The organism is Paraburkholderia sp. D1E, from assembly GCF_052682275.1.
This window is the reverse complement of the sequence record NZ_JBQYMB010000001.1, coordinates 538,458-555,411: the sequence shown is the minus strand read 5'-3', so window position 1 is coordinate 555,411 and position 16,954 is coordinate 538,458. Positions and strand designations below refer to the sequence as shown.

Genomic DNA, 16,954 nt, shown 5'->3' with positions numbered 1-16,954 from the left:
AAAAAAAATCCGTGCCGATCGGACTGAACCGGCACGGAAGCCGCGGGTACGGCATGGAGAAACTAGAAGGCAGAGCGGGGCTAAATCACCTTACCGAGTCGCTTCACTGACTTCATGTAAGGCGCACGTCTCACCCGGGACATCAGAACGAGTGATTGATACCGAAGTAAGCGCCGGTCTGTGAATGACCCGGTAACGGGTTGTCCAGATTGCTGTTGTTCAGGCCCGGATTGTTCGGTTCGAGCGAAAAAGTCGAATTTCCGCTGTTGCGCACGTAGGCGGCCGTGGCATACAGGAATGTCCGTTTCGACAGGTTGTAGGTCGAGCCGATCTCATACATCGTTGCGTGGCCGTGAGCATCGTGCGTCGCGTCCCCGTTGCCATTGCCGACATCGACGTGATACGCGCCGATCGTCAACAGAAGATAAGGCGAGACCTGATAATTGGTGCCGAGCCAGTAGTGGTTGGCTGTGCTGGCCAATCCCGGCGTGGTGTCCGGCGCGATCATGCGCGTCGCTGCACCCTGAATGGTGAACGGCCCGAGCCTGACGTTCCCACCCACGATGAATTCGCGGGAAGCGGTAAAGACGTTGCTGAAGTGCCCGTTGGCGTCGCGTAGTTCGTCATAGATGGCGCGGATGTCGAAAAGACCGGCGCGGTATGTCAGCTGAACACCGTCGGAGCGGCCGAACGGGCCGAAGTTGGTCGCGTTCCAACTGCCGGCCTGTCCGCCGAACGAATACTGAGCGGCAAAATCGAAGCCATGATACGACGGACTCAGGTATGAAACGTTGTTGTTGGTCTGCTGCCAGTTACGCCCACGTACCAGAGAGGCAGATCCGAACAGCTCCTGAACGAACGGGTCGATCGCGGCGACGCCATTGCTGATGAACAGGTCGCGGCCAAATTTGAGTGTGCCATAGTTGTCTTTGGTCAGGCCTACCCACGCCTTCCGGTCCTGGGCCCCGGCCGTGCCGGTGGTCGCTTTCAGCGAGTCGGACAGGAAGAAGATGGTCTTCAGCCCGTCACCGAGGTCCTCGGTGCCGCTGAAGTTCAACATGCCGGTGCCCCAATCCCCGCTTTGCATGCCGAACCGCGATGCGGTCTTGCCCGGCGCGGTCTGAACATTATTAAAGTATGCAAAGCCGGTATCAATGCGTCCGGATAAGGTGACGCTCGATTGCGCACTGGCTGCTGTCGAGAACGCACAGAGCGCGGCTGCGGCACACGAAATCCATCCCGTCTTCTTCATCGTCTGATCTCCTAAGCAAATCATGGCTAATAGTTTTGAATCTTTCTACGTTTGGATGGTTGAGCCATGGTTTGGTGTTCGTTCGAAATCAGGCGCAGATCTTTTGTCTGATCTTCTCAAAACGGTACACCACTGTCACGCCACACTCGAAACCCGTGCTAGAATCAGATATCTGATATCTGAGGTCAAATCGTAGCATCGCAAAATTCGGCCATGCAAGCGCTTTTTGCGATTTTGGGACCCAGGGAAAACGACAGGAGACGACGCGCGGTTGCGGCACGTCTCGGCGCACGGGGATGGACCGAACAGGCGATTGAGCCGATTGAGTGGAGAGCAACAATGACGGCACGTGTACCGGCCTACCGGCAGGCCCAGGTCGAGATCAAGAAGTACATCGAGCAGCATAGGTTGCGCTTTGGTGATGCGCTCCCCCCTGAGGGGCAGCTCGCGCAGGAACTGGGGATGAGTCGCCCGTCTTTGCGTGAGGCGATGAAGAGTCTCGAATCGCTCGGTGTGGTCGAATCACGGCATGGCGAAGGTATCTACGTGAAGGCGTTTTCATTCGATTCGATCATCGACAACCTTCCCTATGCGTTTATCGCGGACGGCCATAGTCTGCGAGACCTGCTGGAAGTTCGCGCGGCCATTGAACTGGGCGCGGTACCAGCTATCCTCGAACGCATCACAGCGGACGACACCCGCGCGTTGCGCGAGCTGGCCGCAAGAATGCTCGAAAAAGCGCAGGCCCGTGAGCTGTACGAGCAGGAGGATCGCGAATTTCACGCAACGATGTACCGGTGTCTTGATAACCCGTTCCTGAGCACGTTGACCGATCTGTTCTGGCAGGTGTTTCACCGCCTCAATGCCTCGACAGGACAGCCAGAGCACTGGCTAGTCGAGGCAACGGCACGTGACCACATGGAGATCGTCAACATGATCGAAGCTCGCAACCTCGAGGGGCTCGCCAAGGCGTATAGAAAGCACTTCAATACGATCTTTGTGCGCATGGATACGTCGCCGCTCGCGGCGTGAGGGGCGGGCGCGAGGTGATGCGCCCGCTTGTGGCTTCATCGCGAGGCGAGGATGAGCCGGGACACGCCGGACAGTTCGATCGGCCGCGCAGTGGTGCGATCCTGGTGGCGTGCTCGCACGACTGCGCCCGCGCTGTAGTGTGCCGAGGTATTTGTTGCACCAGGTGAGGCCGGCACTCGTAGTGAGCGGATTGAGCCTCTGCGGGTTGCCACTGGAGCCGAGATCAAAGGCACCTGTGAGGACTCTCTCCAGGGCCGCGTGGACTGCAAATGCTGATGCTAACAGGAGGCCGGGGCAAGTGCATCTCCAAAACGCCTCTTCGGCAGTGGGGTAGAAATGGAGGAGAAGGTCCCGGGCTCCGCCCGGGACCCTGAATGGGCTCTGCGCGTCTTCGGGCAGCTCTGAGTCGCGCCTTCAAGGCGAGGTGATCACGGTAGAGACGGGCACCTTCATAAAGCGGATGCCGTTGGAACCGTCCTCGTAGATGATCCCGATGTCGTTGGCATCGACCTGCGTGAGGTCGCTGTAGGCCGAAGAATAAGCCGTGATCAGCAGAGAGAAGGGCCAGGAGTTGCCGTCGTCTTTGCTGCCGCGCATCGTCAGGTGGTCGCGGCTGGTCGTGCTGGCGGGATTGGAAAAGATCAGATAGGGCTTGCCGTTCCAGGTGATGTTGAGGATGCTGCCCTCACAGATCGGGTCGATCAGCGTCGGATTGGGCTGGGCATAGCTGAACGTCACTGCCTCGTCGGTGCTGGTCGATACGAGGCGGCTTTTGGTCAGGCCGCTCTGATTGCGGCTGTTCATCATGACCGCACCGGTGCTCAGCTGCGCGACCTGGGATTCATTGGTCCCGGGATAGCCCGTGTTGCCGCCGATCTGGAACGTGGCTCCGTGGTCCGTCGTGTAGAAGGCGTATGAATTGTAGTCGGCATAGTTGGTCTGGGGCGGGCCTGAGCTGTAGGTGCCTGCCACCACGATGCGGCCATCGGGCAACTGGAGAGCATGGCCCGGCCCCATGGCCAGAGCGCGCCAGTCCGCGGGGTTGTTATAGGGCGAAGCACCCATCGAGGCTGTCTGAGAGGTGATATTGGTCGGGCTGCTCCAGGTCACGCCGCCATCAGTCGATGTGATGTACCACAGCTCGCGCAAGCCGTTGCCGTTGCGGATATTGGTTTCGGTGTTGTTGCCGGTGTTGTAGAAGAGGAACACGCGGCCATTGGGATAGTTGGGGTCCTGCGTGTCGACTACTGGCGAGGCGTTGCCGGCCTCCAGCGTTCCGTTGCTCGCCACCACGCTCATCGGTCCCCAGGTCGTGCCGCTATCCATGCTTACGCGCATCACGATCTGGATGTTGCCGAAGTCCGGACAACCGGACGGGCGGCCTTCGGCGAACGCGAGGACGTTCCCGTTGGGCAGGGTGACCGTGGCCGGGATGCGGTAGCAGCCGTAGCTGGAATCAGACGCGGGGAACACGGTGGATGCGGAGATGCCAGCGTAGCTGGCCTGAGAGACGGCCAGCAATGACAGCATCAAGATGGACAGCCAGCGCCCAGCAAGAATTCTGCTTAAAAGCTTCATCACGAGGAACCTTTCAAAGGCTGAAGGGATAGGGACTGACGACTGGAATATCGGCGTGAGATTAAGTACATGCCGCAAGGAGACATGCACTGGCTACAAGTCTGTTGTGCGAGGTTTTCAGTGAGAACCCGTCCGTTAGTTGGTGCAACGAGATATCCGGCCGGCCGCAGGATTGAGGAGGCCGTGGCTACTGCGCGGTGATCGAGGAACGTAGCGACTACGAATTGGGTGAGGGCGGACTCTGAGCGGGTGGCGCGCTGGCTGTTCCAGTGTCGCCGCCGCACGCACTCAACAGTGACGTCACAGCAATGAGTGCAAGCGGGGCAAAAAACCACCTTGCCACTCGATACGCAATCGACGGGTTTGCCATATTTCCTCCCGTTTGGGTGTAAGGACGGGTTGCTCGCCTGGATCAATCCGTACCAAACGTGAATATCTCTATTTAATTCGGTCTACGTACAATAACGTTGCGCCTGCCGGATGAAAATATGAAGCACATCTGGAGCCGGCGCAGCACGGCGAATCCGTCAAGCTCGCTGGGGAGCGACCGCATCACCCGTGCTTTCCCAGTCGGGTCAGCGAGCGAAGGAGTCCATTTTTTACTGTGTTAGAATCAGATATCTGATGTCTTATCCTAGCATTCCAAAAGTCGACGTTGCAAGCGCTTCGTTGCGACCTTGTCGCAAAGCTTGTCGCGCTAAGGCAAACTTCATGGGAAGGTGGAGATGAAAATGACCGCTCGTGTTCCTGCCTACCGGCAGGCCCAGATAGAAATCAAGAAATACATCGAAGATCATCAGTTGCGATTTGGCGACGCGCTGCCACCTGAGGGTGTGCTGGCCCAGGATCTGGGTATTAGCCGGCCGTCATTGCGCGAAGCCGTGAAAAGCCTCGAGTCGCTTGGTATTGTGGAGTCGCGTCACGGGGAAGGTATCTACGTGAAGGCATTCTCTTTCGATTCGATTATCGAGAACCTCCCTTATGCGTTCGTCTCCAGCGGTCGCAGCGTCAGGGATCTGCTGCACGTTCGGGCCGCGATCGAACTTGGCTCCGTTCCAGCAGTGCTAAGACAAATTTCGCCGGCCGATGTCCAGGAACTCCGGGAGTTGGCAAGCCGGATGGTGAAGAAGGCGAAAGTCGGAGAGCTTTTCGAAGAAGAGGACCGGCAGTTTCACGCTACGATGTACCGTTGCCTTGGCAATGCGTTTCTGGGCACGCTGACCGATCTTTTCTGGCGTGTGTTCAATCGCATGAATCATAGCGAGCTACCGCCAACGCGCAAGGCGCTGGAGGCGTCTGCGCGTGACCATGCTGATATCGTGAAGATGATTGAGGCCAAGGACCTGAACGGACTGATGATTGCTTACGAAAGACACTTCAACACGATATTTTCCCGGATGGATGCGTCACCGATGATCAGGGAAGCGTCCTGACTTAATGATGTTTCACTCGAACTGGCCTCACGCCACACCTTGTAACCCCACGCGCTTATAGGACGTCTGGACGCTGCCCATCGCTGCGTCCGGGCGGTTTTCCTCCTTCCGTTTTACTTCGCGGCGACATTGCCCACCGAAATCTCTTTTCGCAATTCGCATCCTGAAACAAAGCTCTACGGGTTGGCCATTGCCAACCGGGCGATGCACCTTCAGGGCAAATACTGATCTCCCACAAATCTTGATGTGTTAGGATTTCGCCCACCACATTTGATATCCGATATCTGGTATTTCGGGTTGTAAAGTAAGTGTCCGCGCGAACTTGTGCATGAGAGCCTGAAGGCGTTCTTGCAGAGCGTGCGGGGCAAGTGCTCGTTTCGATGACCCGTAGCCCGGCGTTACATTGGCGCCGTAGTGGGGGGAACGTCGAAGCATTGTCGGTCTGAGGCAACTGATTCATGTGGCAAGCAGCCAATAATTAAATAAGTAATGCGAAGTTAAGCGCGAAGTTCACGGGCTGGCGATATCTCTTTCACGCAGGCAACGAAAAATTCATATACATGAAATCCCGGGAAGCTCTGAAGTTATCAATCGCGGTGTGTTTCGGCTCGACAGATCCACGCTTAATGGCTCAATCGTCGCTGACAATATACGGCCGTGCCGATGCCAGTATCGGCAGGGAAATCGATGGCAACGGTCAGTTTCGTGAGGGACAGGGAGAGGAGAGTCTGCTGGGATTCAAAGGTCAGGAAGATCTCGGTGGTGGCCATTCCGTAGTCTTCGACCTGCAGTTCAGTATGGAGACAACATGGTTAGCTTCTTATACCGATTTTAAAGGTTGGCATCATTATGGCTATTTTCAGTAGCGCAACTGCATACGCGGTAACGGCCTATCCGGAACTTCCTGTTCCGCTCAAGAACGGAGCGGGCGTCAAGGTCGGACATGTCATTTATGCGGGGCTCGGATCCGCTGGAAAAGACTGGTTCTCACTCGACCTTTCTGCGCCCGAGTCGAAGTGGCAACGTCTTGCGGATTTCCCAGCCGAACCCCGCGATCAGAGTGTCGCCGCGTCTGTTGACGGAAAGATCTATATCTTCGGTGGCGCAGGGGAGATCAAGCGGTCCGACAACAGCACGGACACGGTAATGTTCCAGGATGTTTACTGCTTCGACCCGGTGGCCAACAACTGGCGGAAGCTCGAAACGCACAGCCCGCTCGGCTTGCTGGGTGCGGTGGCCGTGTCTATCGACGGGCAGCGTGTGCTGTTCTTCAGTGGCGTCAACAAGGCGATCTTCGATGGCTATTTCCAGGACCTGAAAGCGGCAGGCAGCGACGAGAAACGCAAGAGCGAGATTGCAAACGCGTACCTTGGCAAGCGGCCGCAAGACTACCTGTTTTCAACCGACGTGTTGAGTTATACGCCGGCCGAGAACATATGGGGAACCCTCGGCAAGGTTGCGTACCCGCCCACAGCGGGTGCGGCAGTAGCAGTAAACGGTAACGAAGTCACGCTGATAAACGGGGAGTTGAAGCCGGGATTGCGTTCCTACAAAGTCAATCGCTTTACGATCGACGACGATAGGGTGGCATCGCACAGCGGGCCGGATCTGGTCGCGCCGACGGGACAGTCGCAGCAGGAAGGGCTGGCGGGCGCGTTCGCGGGCTATAGCAACGGTGTTCTGCTTGTGGCCGGCGGCGCCAATTTCCCGGGTGCATGGAACCAGTATCGGCAGGGGCAGAACTACGCGCATCGTGGTTTGCAGAAAACCTGGCACGACGATGTCTACGCGCTCGTCGACGGAAAGTGGCAGGCGGCCGGACATTTGCCGGAGTCGAGAGCCTATGGTCTGTCCTTCATGGCCGACAATGGTGTACTTCTGGTCGGCGGCGAGAACCAGCAGGGAAAGGCAATTGCCTCCGTTCAGCTGCTGCGGTGGGAGGGCAAGTCGGCGAGCATCGTTGCTCCGTGATCAATATGCCGGCACGCTGGGATATGTGAAATCAGGGGCAAGCGTTTGCAGTTGAATCGGGTTGTCCTTGATTTTATGGCATTCAACTGGTTGCTAGTTTCCGTGCAACGCAAGCCGGGGGTGGTGCGATGAAATGCGAGGACGGTCGAGGAGGGTTTTGGTTGTGAATGGATTTACGTGTTTTGTGACGTGTGATTATTATTTATCAGTATGACGTATTAAATTGGCATGCGACTCCCTGGCGTGAAGCACCATCGCCTTGCTGCTCGCATCAACGCTGAGGGTCAGCAGTAGTGCCGCAGATTGATCATCGTGTAGGCAAGAGTTTTGAGCGCGTAGTGGACCTGACTCAGGTGCTCGAAGCGAAGCAGCAGGCGGCGGAATTTGTCCTCCCAGGCAAAGACATGTTCGATGGTCCGAAAGCGCTCCTCGAAGATGGCCGGATTGAAGCGTTGCTTGCGGCCCCGCTTGGGCTTTTTGCGTCCGCGCGAGTTCTCGGGAATATTAGGAATCATGCCCCGGTTGAAGATCGCCTTGCGGTTGGCCCGGCAGTCGTAGACGCCGTCCAGACTGACGGTTGCGCCCTGTAGGTCCAGGTCAATGGCGCTGGCCATCTGGCTCAGCTTGGGCAGCGCGTCACGCAACAGCGGCGATTCGTTGCGGTTGCCCGGGGCAGAAACAGATGGCGCGATCACGTTGCAATGACGATCGCAGAAGGCAACGACCTTGTCGCCTTTCAGGTGCTTATGCCCGCTGTACCCCAGATTGTCGCCTCCCTTCTTCGCTGCCGTGGTCGTGCCGTCGCCGTGAATGACCGAGAGGTCGAGCAGCTGGTCCTGATGAAGCTTGCGCACCGAGCTGGAAAATATCTTGTCGATAAAGCCGTTGGCCTGCCAGCGCCGCATCGCCCGGTAGATACGTGTGTAGTGGATTTCTGGGAGACCTTCTGTATTCCTTTCGATCGGCAGCATCTTCCATTGGCAGCCCATGTACAGCAGTTGCAGGATGTAGTTGAAGATTTTGTGCGACGACAGCGTGGGCGGTGGGCCTCGTCGGCCACGGCTCAGATGTGGCAAGACAAATTCCTCGAACTGCTCAAGGCTCAATTTCGTTGGAATTGCTTGCCAGCCGGGGTTTCCGGTCATTCGCCGCGTCCATAAATCTGGACTTTAACCGATCCGGATCCGCTCATCAAAAATCCACGCCTGGCGCGGCTCCCAGACAAATTCGGCACCGACCGAAAACTCGCAACCAGTTGTATCCCGGCCGCGTTCCTGTTGAACCCCGGAGGCCGGGTAGACAATCGCCCAGTTGCCCGTCGGGCCATAACAGTCGCTGGAGGCGGACCGAAGTTTCTGAAAGATGGGAAGACGTATGAGGTTCTCTGCGGCGACATGAGCGATAAGGCTAACCTGTTCTGGCGCGTGTTGATCACGGAGAAAGTACCGGCGACGGTGAATTCGTATCTTTCACACCCCGGCGAAGAATTCGTCTTCGTATTGAAGGGTCCTGTAGCCCTTTACACACAGGTTTATGAGCCTCTGATCCTGCAGACCGGCGACAGTGTGCTTTTTGACGCCTCGACGCCTCACGCCTATTTTGCCGTGCACAAGGAGGCAGTCGTCTTAATGAGCAACTCTACGGAAATGCCACACTGAAGACTGTTCCGTTCTCCATCGTGGTGAGGGTTGCGGCGTTAATGATCGCCGGAGTGGTCTCATTCTGGCGACGGCAGTCGCGGGCGCCTGGGCTGTCGGAAGCGCACGAGAGCAACCCACCTTGAGTTATTTCGCGCGCCCGCTTGGCATTAACAATCTTTTTTGGGGGAAACGCCGAAAAATCTCCGGTATGCCGTCGAGAAATTGCTCACGTAAGCATATCCAGTCTCCAGTGCGACTTGGGTAACTGATTGTCCTTGATTTAAGAGCGACCGCGACCGATGCATTTTGAAGTACAAGGCCGTCTCTGTAATGGTCTGTCCGTACATTTGCTTAAAACCCTTCATCAATTTATCGCGATTGATTGCTAGCTCTGTTGACAAGGAATCGATGCTGATGTTTGGTAATGAATCAGATTTCAATAGATCGTGAAGCTCTCGGATTTTTTCGCGATCTCTCAAGGTCAGATTTTGTTTTTTTGCCGACTTTCCTGTCGTAGCATTGAAATAATTTGCGATATTTAAGAGCAGCTCCAGCGTCTTCGATTCGAAATAGAGCCGGCGCATCGAGCCGCACAACTTTGATTCAAGCATAGCAGCGGCGGCGCTCGAAAAATCGCCTCTCAATTCTCCCCTCAGTTGAAAGGGCTCAGCCGCCCCCTTAGATGCCAGGTTGCGAAGGGGTACGGGAAAGACGTCCAGAGCCGATGCAAACACATCTGCGAACGCTTCCCTGTCGAGAACCAAAGTGATCCAACGTTGATGTTCCAAGGCATTCCACATCTCGACTTTTGCGCACCCGGACGGCTGAATCATCGCGCCAAACAGGGGGCCGCCAACTTCACTCGCGGGTGCGTCGTCGAGCGAGATGGTCGACGTGCCTCTGAGTCGAATATGGAACTTGACGAGATCCTCTCCCCGATAAACATGATGCTCCGAATGGCAATTTATTCCGTCGCGCAATGAAACGAGACAGCGGCCGCTGACGTCGAAAAATTCCTCGAAATCAATACCGGCTCCCGATCTAGAAATGCGAGCGGCCCCCGGCATGCCATTCCAATAGGGATCGTTGCCGGAGAGGGCGGTCAATTCCGACATGCTGTCACGACTAGTCATTGCTGGCATGGTTAGGTCGCCGCCCCCGTGTTTATCTTGCCCAAATGTTTGAGCCCAACGTCCGCTCTATTCGGGCCATTGTACGCGAGTCGTCCGGCTGCTCAAAATTGCGGCAGGAGGTACTGCCGTGGACCATAAGAATGTCATTTTTGCTCATAAGTCAGCTTGCATGCTCTCCGCGTAATATCGCTGTCAGTACCAAATCTCTGTTTGGAAAAATCGTGAACTTTGATTACATAGTGGTTGGAGGCGGTTCGGCTGGGTGCGTTCTCGCAAACCGCCTATCCGAGAGCGGACAGTGGTCGGTACTGCTGCTGGAGGCGGGACCCGGAGACTCTTCGCCAGTTATTCGCATTCCTGCCGGCGAGGTCAAGGCGATAGCAAGCGATCGCTATAACTGGAAATACGACGTTTTGCCGGATCCGACGCGCGGCGGGCGGCAGGACATCTGGCCTGCCGGCAAGGTCCTCGGGGGCGGATCCTCGATCAACGGCATGATGTATGTGCGAGGAAGCCGTTATGACTATGACAACTGGGCGAATCTGGGAAACAAAGGATGGTCGTACGAGGAGGTACTCCCTTTTTTCAAGCGCATGGAAACCAGCGAAACCGGAGTAGATGCATTTCGGGGTCGTAATGGGCCACTGCACGCGTCCCAAACTCGCGTTCACAGTCCAATCACAGAGGCTTTTATTGGCGGCGGCGTCGAAATCGGAATTCCCGCAAACAATGATACTAATGGGGAAAAGCAGGAAGGAATCGGCCGTTCGGAGGCGTCACAAAAGAAGGGATGGCGACATAGCACTGCACAGGCATACCTTCGCCCCGCGCTCGAACGGAAAAACCTGAGGGTCATTTCCCGCGCCTTCGTCACGAAGATCAATCTCGAAGGCGATAGGGCCACCGGCGTCAGTTTTCTGAAGGCAGGCAGACAAAACAAAGCGCACTGCAACAAGGAGGTCATTTTATCGGCGGGCGCAATTGCGTCGCCAAAACTCCTGATGCTTTCCGGCATTGGTCCAGGCGAGCATCTCCGGAATGTTGGTATTCCCGTTCTCCATGATTTGACGGGTGTCGGTAGGAATTTGCAGGAACATCCAGGAATTTTGCTATTCGAGCACGTCAACGTACGTACTTTGAATAAGGAAGTGAGGCTCGACAGATTGGTTGTCCATGGACTCGATTTTCTCTTGCGCGGACGGGGCCCAGCTACGACGTCCATCGGACATGGCGTTGCATTTGTCCGTGACTCACCCGATGCGCCGGCACCCACATTACAACTCTCGTTTTCGCCTATCGCCTACGATTTCTCGGACAAGGGTGTGACGTTGTATCACAAACCGGCAGTCATGATCGCAGTTAACGTTTGCCGGCCTGAGACGCGCGGAAGAGTGTTCTTGCGATCCGCAGACCCGCAGGCGAAGCCGTTTATCGATCACAAGCTTGTCGACAATGCCGCGGACTTGAATCTACTCGTGCATGGCGGCCGGTTGGCACGGGGTATCTTCGAAAGTCGCGCGTTCTCGAAGTATGCACTTGACGAGAGATTGCCCGGAAAGAGTGTCGATTCAGAAGCTGCATGGCGAAATTACATTCAGGAAGCAGCTTTCCCGATGTACCACCCGAGCGGGACCTGCCGCATGGGTGCGGACGAGAACGCCGTAGTCAGCAATGAACTGATTGTCCACGGGACTTGTAACGTACGCGTTGTCGACGCATCTGTTATGCCGGTAATCCCGAGCGCAAACACAAATGTTCCCACGATCATGATCGCGGAACGTGCTTCAGATTTTATTCTTAACGCTGCAAATAGATAATGACAGAAAAAAATTCTGGACTTGATATTGTTCGTCAACAAGAACAACTAGGTGCTTCGTTTATTGATGGCGCCTACGTGCCTGGTGAAGTGGACCCAACCTTCAAGAAGGTGCATCCGGGTACCGGCGAGGAGCTTTTCGTTACTCGCTTCAGCCGAAAAGTTGATGTCGCCAACGCATTGCAAGCGGCCCGACGGATTAGCGATACGCAGGCCTGGCAACGGGTACCTCCGTACGAAAAGCGGGAGATCCTGCTTGCGCTCGCAGCGAAGATCGACGAGAACGCCGAATTGTTGGGCGTGCTGGACGCCGGCGAGATGGGCAAAACCATCTCTGACGCTACGTTTGATGCACACGTGTCCGCGTATCTCTTCAGATACTATGCCGAGTCGCTCGACAAGTGGTTCGCAAAAAGCATGGTCAGCGAAAGCTCCGTTCTGGCGTATAACAAGTACGCGCCGCGTGGTGTGATCGGAGCCATCGCTCCGTGGAATTATCCGACTTGTAACGCTGCATTGAAGATCGCCCCGGTTCTTTGCGCATCTAATTCAGTCGTCCTAAAGCCCTCGGAGCATGCGTATCTTTCGACGCTTCTCATTGCGAAGCTCGCAAGCGAAGCGGGGCTGCCCAATGGGGTGCTCAACGTCGTCACAGGGACCGGCGAGCACATTGGCGACCTGATTGCCCGTAGCGCTGCCTGCGACATGATCACTTTCACGGGATCGCATCAGACCGGCCGAAAAATTATGAGAGCGGCAGCAGAATCTAACGGCAAGCCGATCCTGATGGAATGCGGCGGGAAGAATGCGTCGATCGTCATGCCCGATATGGACGATGACCTTTCATCGTTGGCAGAGCGGATTGCAGCAGAGACCTATGCGAATCAGGGGCAGCTCTGTGTCGCCAGCTCCAGGGTGCTCGTACACAAGGATCTGGCTGCGCGCCTTACCGAGGAGTTGTGTGCTGCGTCGTCGCGTCGAATTCCGTCAAACCCTTTCGACCCCGCTTCGTCTTTCGGGACGATCGTCAACCGTTCGCAACGAGACCGGATGATTGCCCAAATCAATCAGGCAAAGGGTGAAGGAAATCGTTGCCTGCTGGAGCCGTCGCAGGAGGTCTTGTCACGAAGCGGGAGCTACCTGAATCCCGTCGTCTTCGACCAGGTTCAACCGCGTGACTTCATCGCGCAAACAGAAATTTTCGGCCCCGTTCTAGCGATCACTACGTTCGACAGCATTGAGCAGGCAATTGAGATAGCCAATTGTACCGAGTACGGCCTCTCGGCAAGCGTCTGGACCCGAGATTTCAGAGCGATTCAGAAGGTAAGCAACGAACTGGTTGTCGGCAAGCTCAAGATTCGAGCTAGCCTGGAACCGGCACGTGGAGTCGGCTTTTCGCTAGGGTCGGAGCCAGCACGGGCGTCGGGTTTTGGTGTCGAGACGGGTCTCGAAGCTCTAGAGAGCTATTCGAGACTCATGTCATTGGAAATCACGGGGTAACTAATGAACAACACGCGCGCACTTTCCCTCGGAACATTGCTTCGGTATGCCGGACCGGCTATTCCGTTGTCCATGCTTTTGATGCCGCCGATCATCTACATTCCGCCATTTTATGCGACGGAGATGAAGCTGAGTATGCCTGCTATCGGCTTTATATTTTTCATCGCGAGACTGTGGGATGCATTTATCGATCCTTTAATCGGATCACTTTCCGATCAGACCCAATCAAAGTGGGGGCGTAGAAAACCGTGGATCGCGTTCGGCATCGTTCCACTGTTGATGGCGATGTACCTACTTTTTCAACCTCCGGCTCAGGTAACACAGAAATATCTGTTCGCCGTCATCTTCTTCTTTTACTTGACATGGACGGTCGTTCAGATTCCCTATCTTTCGTGGGGGGCCGAGCTTTCCGGTGACTATCGCGAGAGAAATCGGGTTGTCGGGTATCGGGAATGCGGGACGATGATCGGCGTTTTGCTTGCGACAGGAGTGCCCGCCATTGTTTTTTACAACCACGAGCCGTCGCTCCGGGAAATTCTCGGTGTCTTTGCACTGCTCACGCTGATCCTGCTGCCAATAACCACATTTATGGCTCTCCGACGCACACCGGATTTTCCGGCTGGGACGTATGAGAAGGTTTCCCTCTCAAAGGCAGTCAGGACGCTTGGTAATAATAAGACTTTTGGGCACCTCCTCTTCGCGTTTCTGGCGATCTGGCTAGGCGTCTATATTTACAATGCAGGACTACTTTTCGTTCTCGAAAAGCGACTTGGTTTTTCCGGATCGAATTTTCTGAAGGTTGTCTTCCTCCAATTCTTGATTTGTACCGCAGTTACGCCGCTTGTCGTCAAACTTGCCAACCGTCTTGGAAAACATAGAGTGATTGCGGGATCCGCCGTAATGACCGCAGTGGCATTTTGCGTCCTCGCGCAAGCGCGTCCGCATCACACGACAGACATAGTCATGTTTTTTGCTGTGCTCGGCGTCGTCATCGCGCCTATCTGGGTGTTGCCGACGGCGGTCGTGGCAGACGCCGCAGATGTCGGAGAACTGAATGGCGGTGGCAGGAAAGAAGGGCTGTACATGGCGATCTATAACCTGATTTACAAGCTTGCGATCGCTGCCAGTGTTGGTATCGCGATGCCGTTGCTGTCGAAGCTGGGATTCGATCCATCGCAAACTCTAACCGAAGCAGGTGCACGAGCAGTCAATCTGGTTGGCCTCTATCTACCTGCATTACTTCTGGTGTTCGGAGCAATGGTGATGCTGTTGTATCCGGTCGACGCCCGTGCTCATGCGACGATCCGGGAGCGCCTTGAGAAGCAGAGGTCCAGTCTGGCCTGATATCGCGCTGTGCATCTTCACAATATATCTGCATAGACATTTAGGTAAGCTAATCTATATGACTTGATGGATTTGCGGATCGACCTTAAAGTACTGGGGAATTTCTTGAAAAAGATTTGTGGCTTGACTCTGTGCCTGGTAACCTCCACGGCATTCGCAGATTCGTCATTGCAGCTCTACGGTGTGCTGGACGATGGCATCACCTATACCAACAATGTGAGGACCAGTTCAGGGGCAAGTCACGAACTGCAGTTTATCTCCGGAAGCACGATCGGCGAACACTGGGGCCTGACCGGGAGTGAGGATCTGGGTGGCGACTGGAAGACGGTATTCAAGCTGGAGAGCGGTTTTTCTTCTTCGAACGGAGCGCAGGCGGTCACTGGCAGCGAATTCAACCGACAGGCATATGTTGGCGTCCGCAGCCCCGTCGGCGAAATTGACCTCGGCCAGCAATACGACTTCATCGGTCAGATATTTCCGTTTTATAGCATCGGTGCCTTGACGCCGGCAGGTCTTCTCGGATGGAGTCTGCACTCCGACGCCGCCGGCGGATATTCGCTCGATGACCGGGTTTGGGGGGAGAACGTCGGCAATGCCGTGTCTTACTCCTCACCGAGCGTCGGCGGATTTAAATTGAACGCTATGTACGGACTCGGCAACGTGGCGGGGTCATTAGGCACAGGCGCAACCACGAACGCTGTGATCAGCTACAACGTTGGCGACCTGAGCGCATCGCTTGGTTACATCGCTGTTCACAACAATTCCGAGGCAAGGCATGTCAACACGCGCGAGTTCGTGGGAGGCGCCTCGTACAAGATTGGCAACGCCAATATTTTTGGACTGGTGACCCATGTCGAAATCGGATTGGATACGACGCCGAGCGCAACAACTTACGAAGGTGGCGCTACTTATAATCTGAGGCCCGATATTTTGCTTGGTGCTAGCTATCAGCTGCAAACGCGAAACAATGGGTTGGCGAGCGCCAATCAATTGACTATCGTAGCTGACTATCTTTTGAGCAAGCGTACTTCAACCTACATTGCTGCGACGCTTGCCCGTGACCACGCCTTTGGCGCTCAAGCACAAGCGGCTTACGGATCAGTTTCGGACTCAACCGAGCAGACTGCAGTGCGCGTGGGCCTTCAACACACGTTCTGAGGTCGGGGTTGGGGTCGGGCCTGCGCGACCGCGGGCATCCTGCTAGTGTCCCGTTCCGCTGATTCGCGAACAAAGTCTGTGTAGCTTTTCGAGGATGGAATCAGCGGAAGCGGTCCACATGAATGGTTTGCAGTTTTCGTTGTAGTGGGAAACGAACTGATCGATACGCGTGATCAGTTGTTTGACCGAGCCAAACGAGCCATCTGCGGATGGCCTTGTCGGTGATCAGCGCAAAGAAGCGTTCGACCTGATTGAGCCACGAACTGTAGGTAGGGATGAAATGCATGTGCCAGCGGGGCTTTGCTGCGAGCCACGCCTTGACCTTGGGATGCTTGTGACTGCCATAGTTGTCCACGATGCAGTGCACGTCGAGTTCAGCCGGTACGGCTTTGTCGATTTCGCGCAGAAACGACAGGAACTCCTGATGCCGATGGCGCGGCTTGCAGGTGGCGAGCACTGCGCCATTGAGTACGTTCAGGGCGGCGAACAGTGTCGTGGTGCCGTGACGAACGTAGTCGTGGGTAACACCTTCGACGTAGCCGAAGCCCATCGGCAGCATGGGTTGCGTGCGTCCGAGCGCCTGGCATTGGCTCTTCTCGTCCACGCACAGTACCAGTGCGTTCTCCGGTGGGCTCAGGTACAGGCCGACCACGTCGCGCAGTTTCTCGATGAAGAATTGATCGGTCGAGAGCTTGAAGCTTTCGCTGCGATGCGGTTGCAGGCCCAGCAGCTTGAAGTAACGGTGCACACTCGTGGGCGAGATAGCCGTTTCGGCGGCGATCGTGCGCGGCTTGCCGGGGCGCACTTCGTCATACCGCCCGTTGATGCGATGCTCCAGGAACCGGATACGCCACTTGCCCACCGTCGCACGCGTGAGCTGAAGACGCTGGGCAATGGCGCTGTTGGGCTCCCCGGCAGCAGCAGCCAGCACGATGCGCGCACGCGTCACCAGCGCCGCCGAAATCGAGCGCGAACGCGCTATCGAAGTCAGTTGCGAGCGCTCATCTTCACTCAACACCAGTTCGGCCTTCGGCCGTCCCATCGGCATGCAGGTATCTCCCGTTCCGTTGATACCAGCATGCTACGTGAACATAGAT

General features: G+C 55.9%; 13 protein-coding genes and 1 pseudogene. 9 read left to right on the top strand and 5 right to left on the bottom strand.

Translation table 11 applies throughout. From position 1 onward, the window contains the following. Positions 1–142 precede the first annotated feature (142 nt). Positions 143–1,252, bottom strand: coding sequence for a porin (locus tag ACUN0E_RS02640; RefSeq protein WP_445565539.1), 1,110 nt, complete (start codon positions 1,250–1,252; stop codon positions 143–145). A gap of 339 nt (positions 1,253–1,591) precedes the next feature. Here ACUN0E_RS02640 and ACUN0E_RS02635 point away from each other — a divergent pair, with 339 nt between their 5' ends. Continuing rightward, positions 1,592–2,284, top strand: a complete 693-nt coding sequence (locus ACUN0E_RS02635) for a FadR/GntR family transcriptional regulator (RefSeq protein ID WP_445565538.1) — start codon at positions 1,592–1,594, stop codon at positions 2,282–2,284. Positions 2,285–2,698: 414 nt separating this feature from the next. Here the strand turns inward: ACUN0E_RS02635 and ACUN0E_RS02630 are convergent, their stop codons facing one another. Next, positions 2,699–3,862, bottom strand: a complete 1,164-nt coding sequence (locus tag ACUN0E_RS02630; RefSeq protein WP_445565537.1) for a sialidase family protein — start codon at positions 3,860–3,862, stop codon at positions 2,699–2,701. A 731-nt stretch (positions 3,863–4,593) separates the two neighbouring features. Between ACUN0E_RS02630 and ACUN0E_RS02625 the strand changes: the two genes are divergently transcribed. From ACUN0E_RS02625 to ACUN0E_RS02615, 3 genes are all read left to right on the top strand, one after another. Beyond that, complete coding sequence (locus tag ACUN0E_RS02625) at positions 4,594–5,295, top strand: FadR/GntR family transcriptional regulator (protein WP_445565536.1); 702 nt, start codon at positions 4,594–4,596, stop codon at positions 5,293–5,295. Positions 5,296–5,855: 560 nt separating this feature from the next. After that, positions 5,856–6,161, top strand: a complete 306-nt coding sequence (locus tag ACUN0E_RS02620; RefSeq protein ID WP_445565535.1) for a porin — start codon at positions 5,856–5,858, stop codon at positions 6,159–6,161. Beyond that, on the top strand, positions 6,145–7,266 hold the full coding sequence (locus ACUN0E_RS02615; RefSeq protein ID WP_445565534.1) for an N-acetylneuraminate epimerase: 1,122 nt from the start codon (positions 6,145–6,147) through the stop codon (positions 7,264–7,266). Before ACUN0E_RS02620 ends, ACUN0E_RS02615 begins: the two co-directional genes overlap by 17 nt. A 284-nt stretch (positions 7,267–7,550) precedes the next feature. On the opposite strand, the gene ACUN0E_RS02610 is transcribed toward ACUN0E_RS02615, so the two are convergent. Continuing rightward, complete coding sequence (locus ACUN0E_RS02610; RefSeq protein WP_445565533.1) at positions 7,551–8,411, bottom strand: IS5 family transposase; 861 nt, start codon at positions 8,409–8,411, stop codon at positions 7,551–7,553. A 249-nt stretch (positions 8,412–8,660) separates the two neighbouring features. Here ACUN0E_RS02610 and ACUN0E_RS02605 point away from each other — a divergent pair, with 249 nt between their 5' ends. Beyond that, positions 8,661–8,924, top strand: coding sequence for a cupin domain-containing protein (locus ACUN0E_RS02605; RefSeq protein WP_445565532.1), 264 nt, complete (start codon positions 8,661–8,663; stop codon positions 8,922–8,924). A 149-nt stretch (positions 8,925–9,073) separates the two neighbouring features. Here the strand turns inward: ACUN0E_RS02605 and ACUN0E_RS02600 are convergent, their stop codons facing one another. Further along, entirely contained in the window at positions 9,074–10,048 is a 975-nt protein-coding gene (locus ACUN0E_RS02600) for a helix-turn-helix transcriptional regulator (RefSeq protein WP_445565531.1), read from the bottom strand. A 131-nt stretch (positions 10,049–10,179) separates the two neighbouring features. Here ACUN0E_RS02600 and ACUN0E_RS02595 point away from each other — a divergent pair, with 131 nt between their 5' ends. From ACUN0E_RS02595 to ACUN0E_RS02580, 4 genes are all read left to right on the top strand, one after another. Continuing rightward, a complete protein-coding gene (locus tag ACUN0E_RS02595) occupies positions 10,180–11,856 on the top strand; it encodes a GMC family oxidoreductase (protein ID WP_445565530.1) in 1,677 nt (558 codons plus the stop codon). Next, positions 11,856–13,355 (top strand): aldehyde dehydrogenase family protein, encoded by a 1,500-nt coding sequence (locus ACUN0E_RS02590; RefSeq protein ID WP_445565529.1) that lies wholly within the window; start codon positions 11,856–11,858, stop codon positions 13,353–13,355. The genes ACUN0E_RS02595 and ACUN0E_RS02590 overlap by 1 nt, the downstream gene beginning before the upstream one ends. Before the next feature lie 3 nt (positions 13,356–13,358). Continuing rightward, complete coding sequence (locus tag ACUN0E_RS02585; protein ID WP_445565528.1) at positions 13,359–14,699, top strand: MFS transporter; 1,341 nt, start codon at positions 13,359–13,361, stop codon at positions 14,697–14,699. A gap of 66 nt (positions 14,700–14,765) precedes the next feature. Next, entirely contained in the window at positions 14,766–15,857 is a 1,092-nt protein-coding gene (locus tag ACUN0E_RS02580; protein ID WP_445565527.1) for a porin, read from the top strand. A 42-nt stretch (positions 15,858–15,899) separates the two neighbouring features. Here the strand turns inward: ACUN0E_RS02580 and ACUN0E_RS02575 are convergent. Further along, positions 15,900–16,905: pseudogene (locus tag ACUN0E_RS02575) on the bottom strand (IS630 family transposase). Positions 16,906–16,954: the final 49 nt, after the last annotated feature.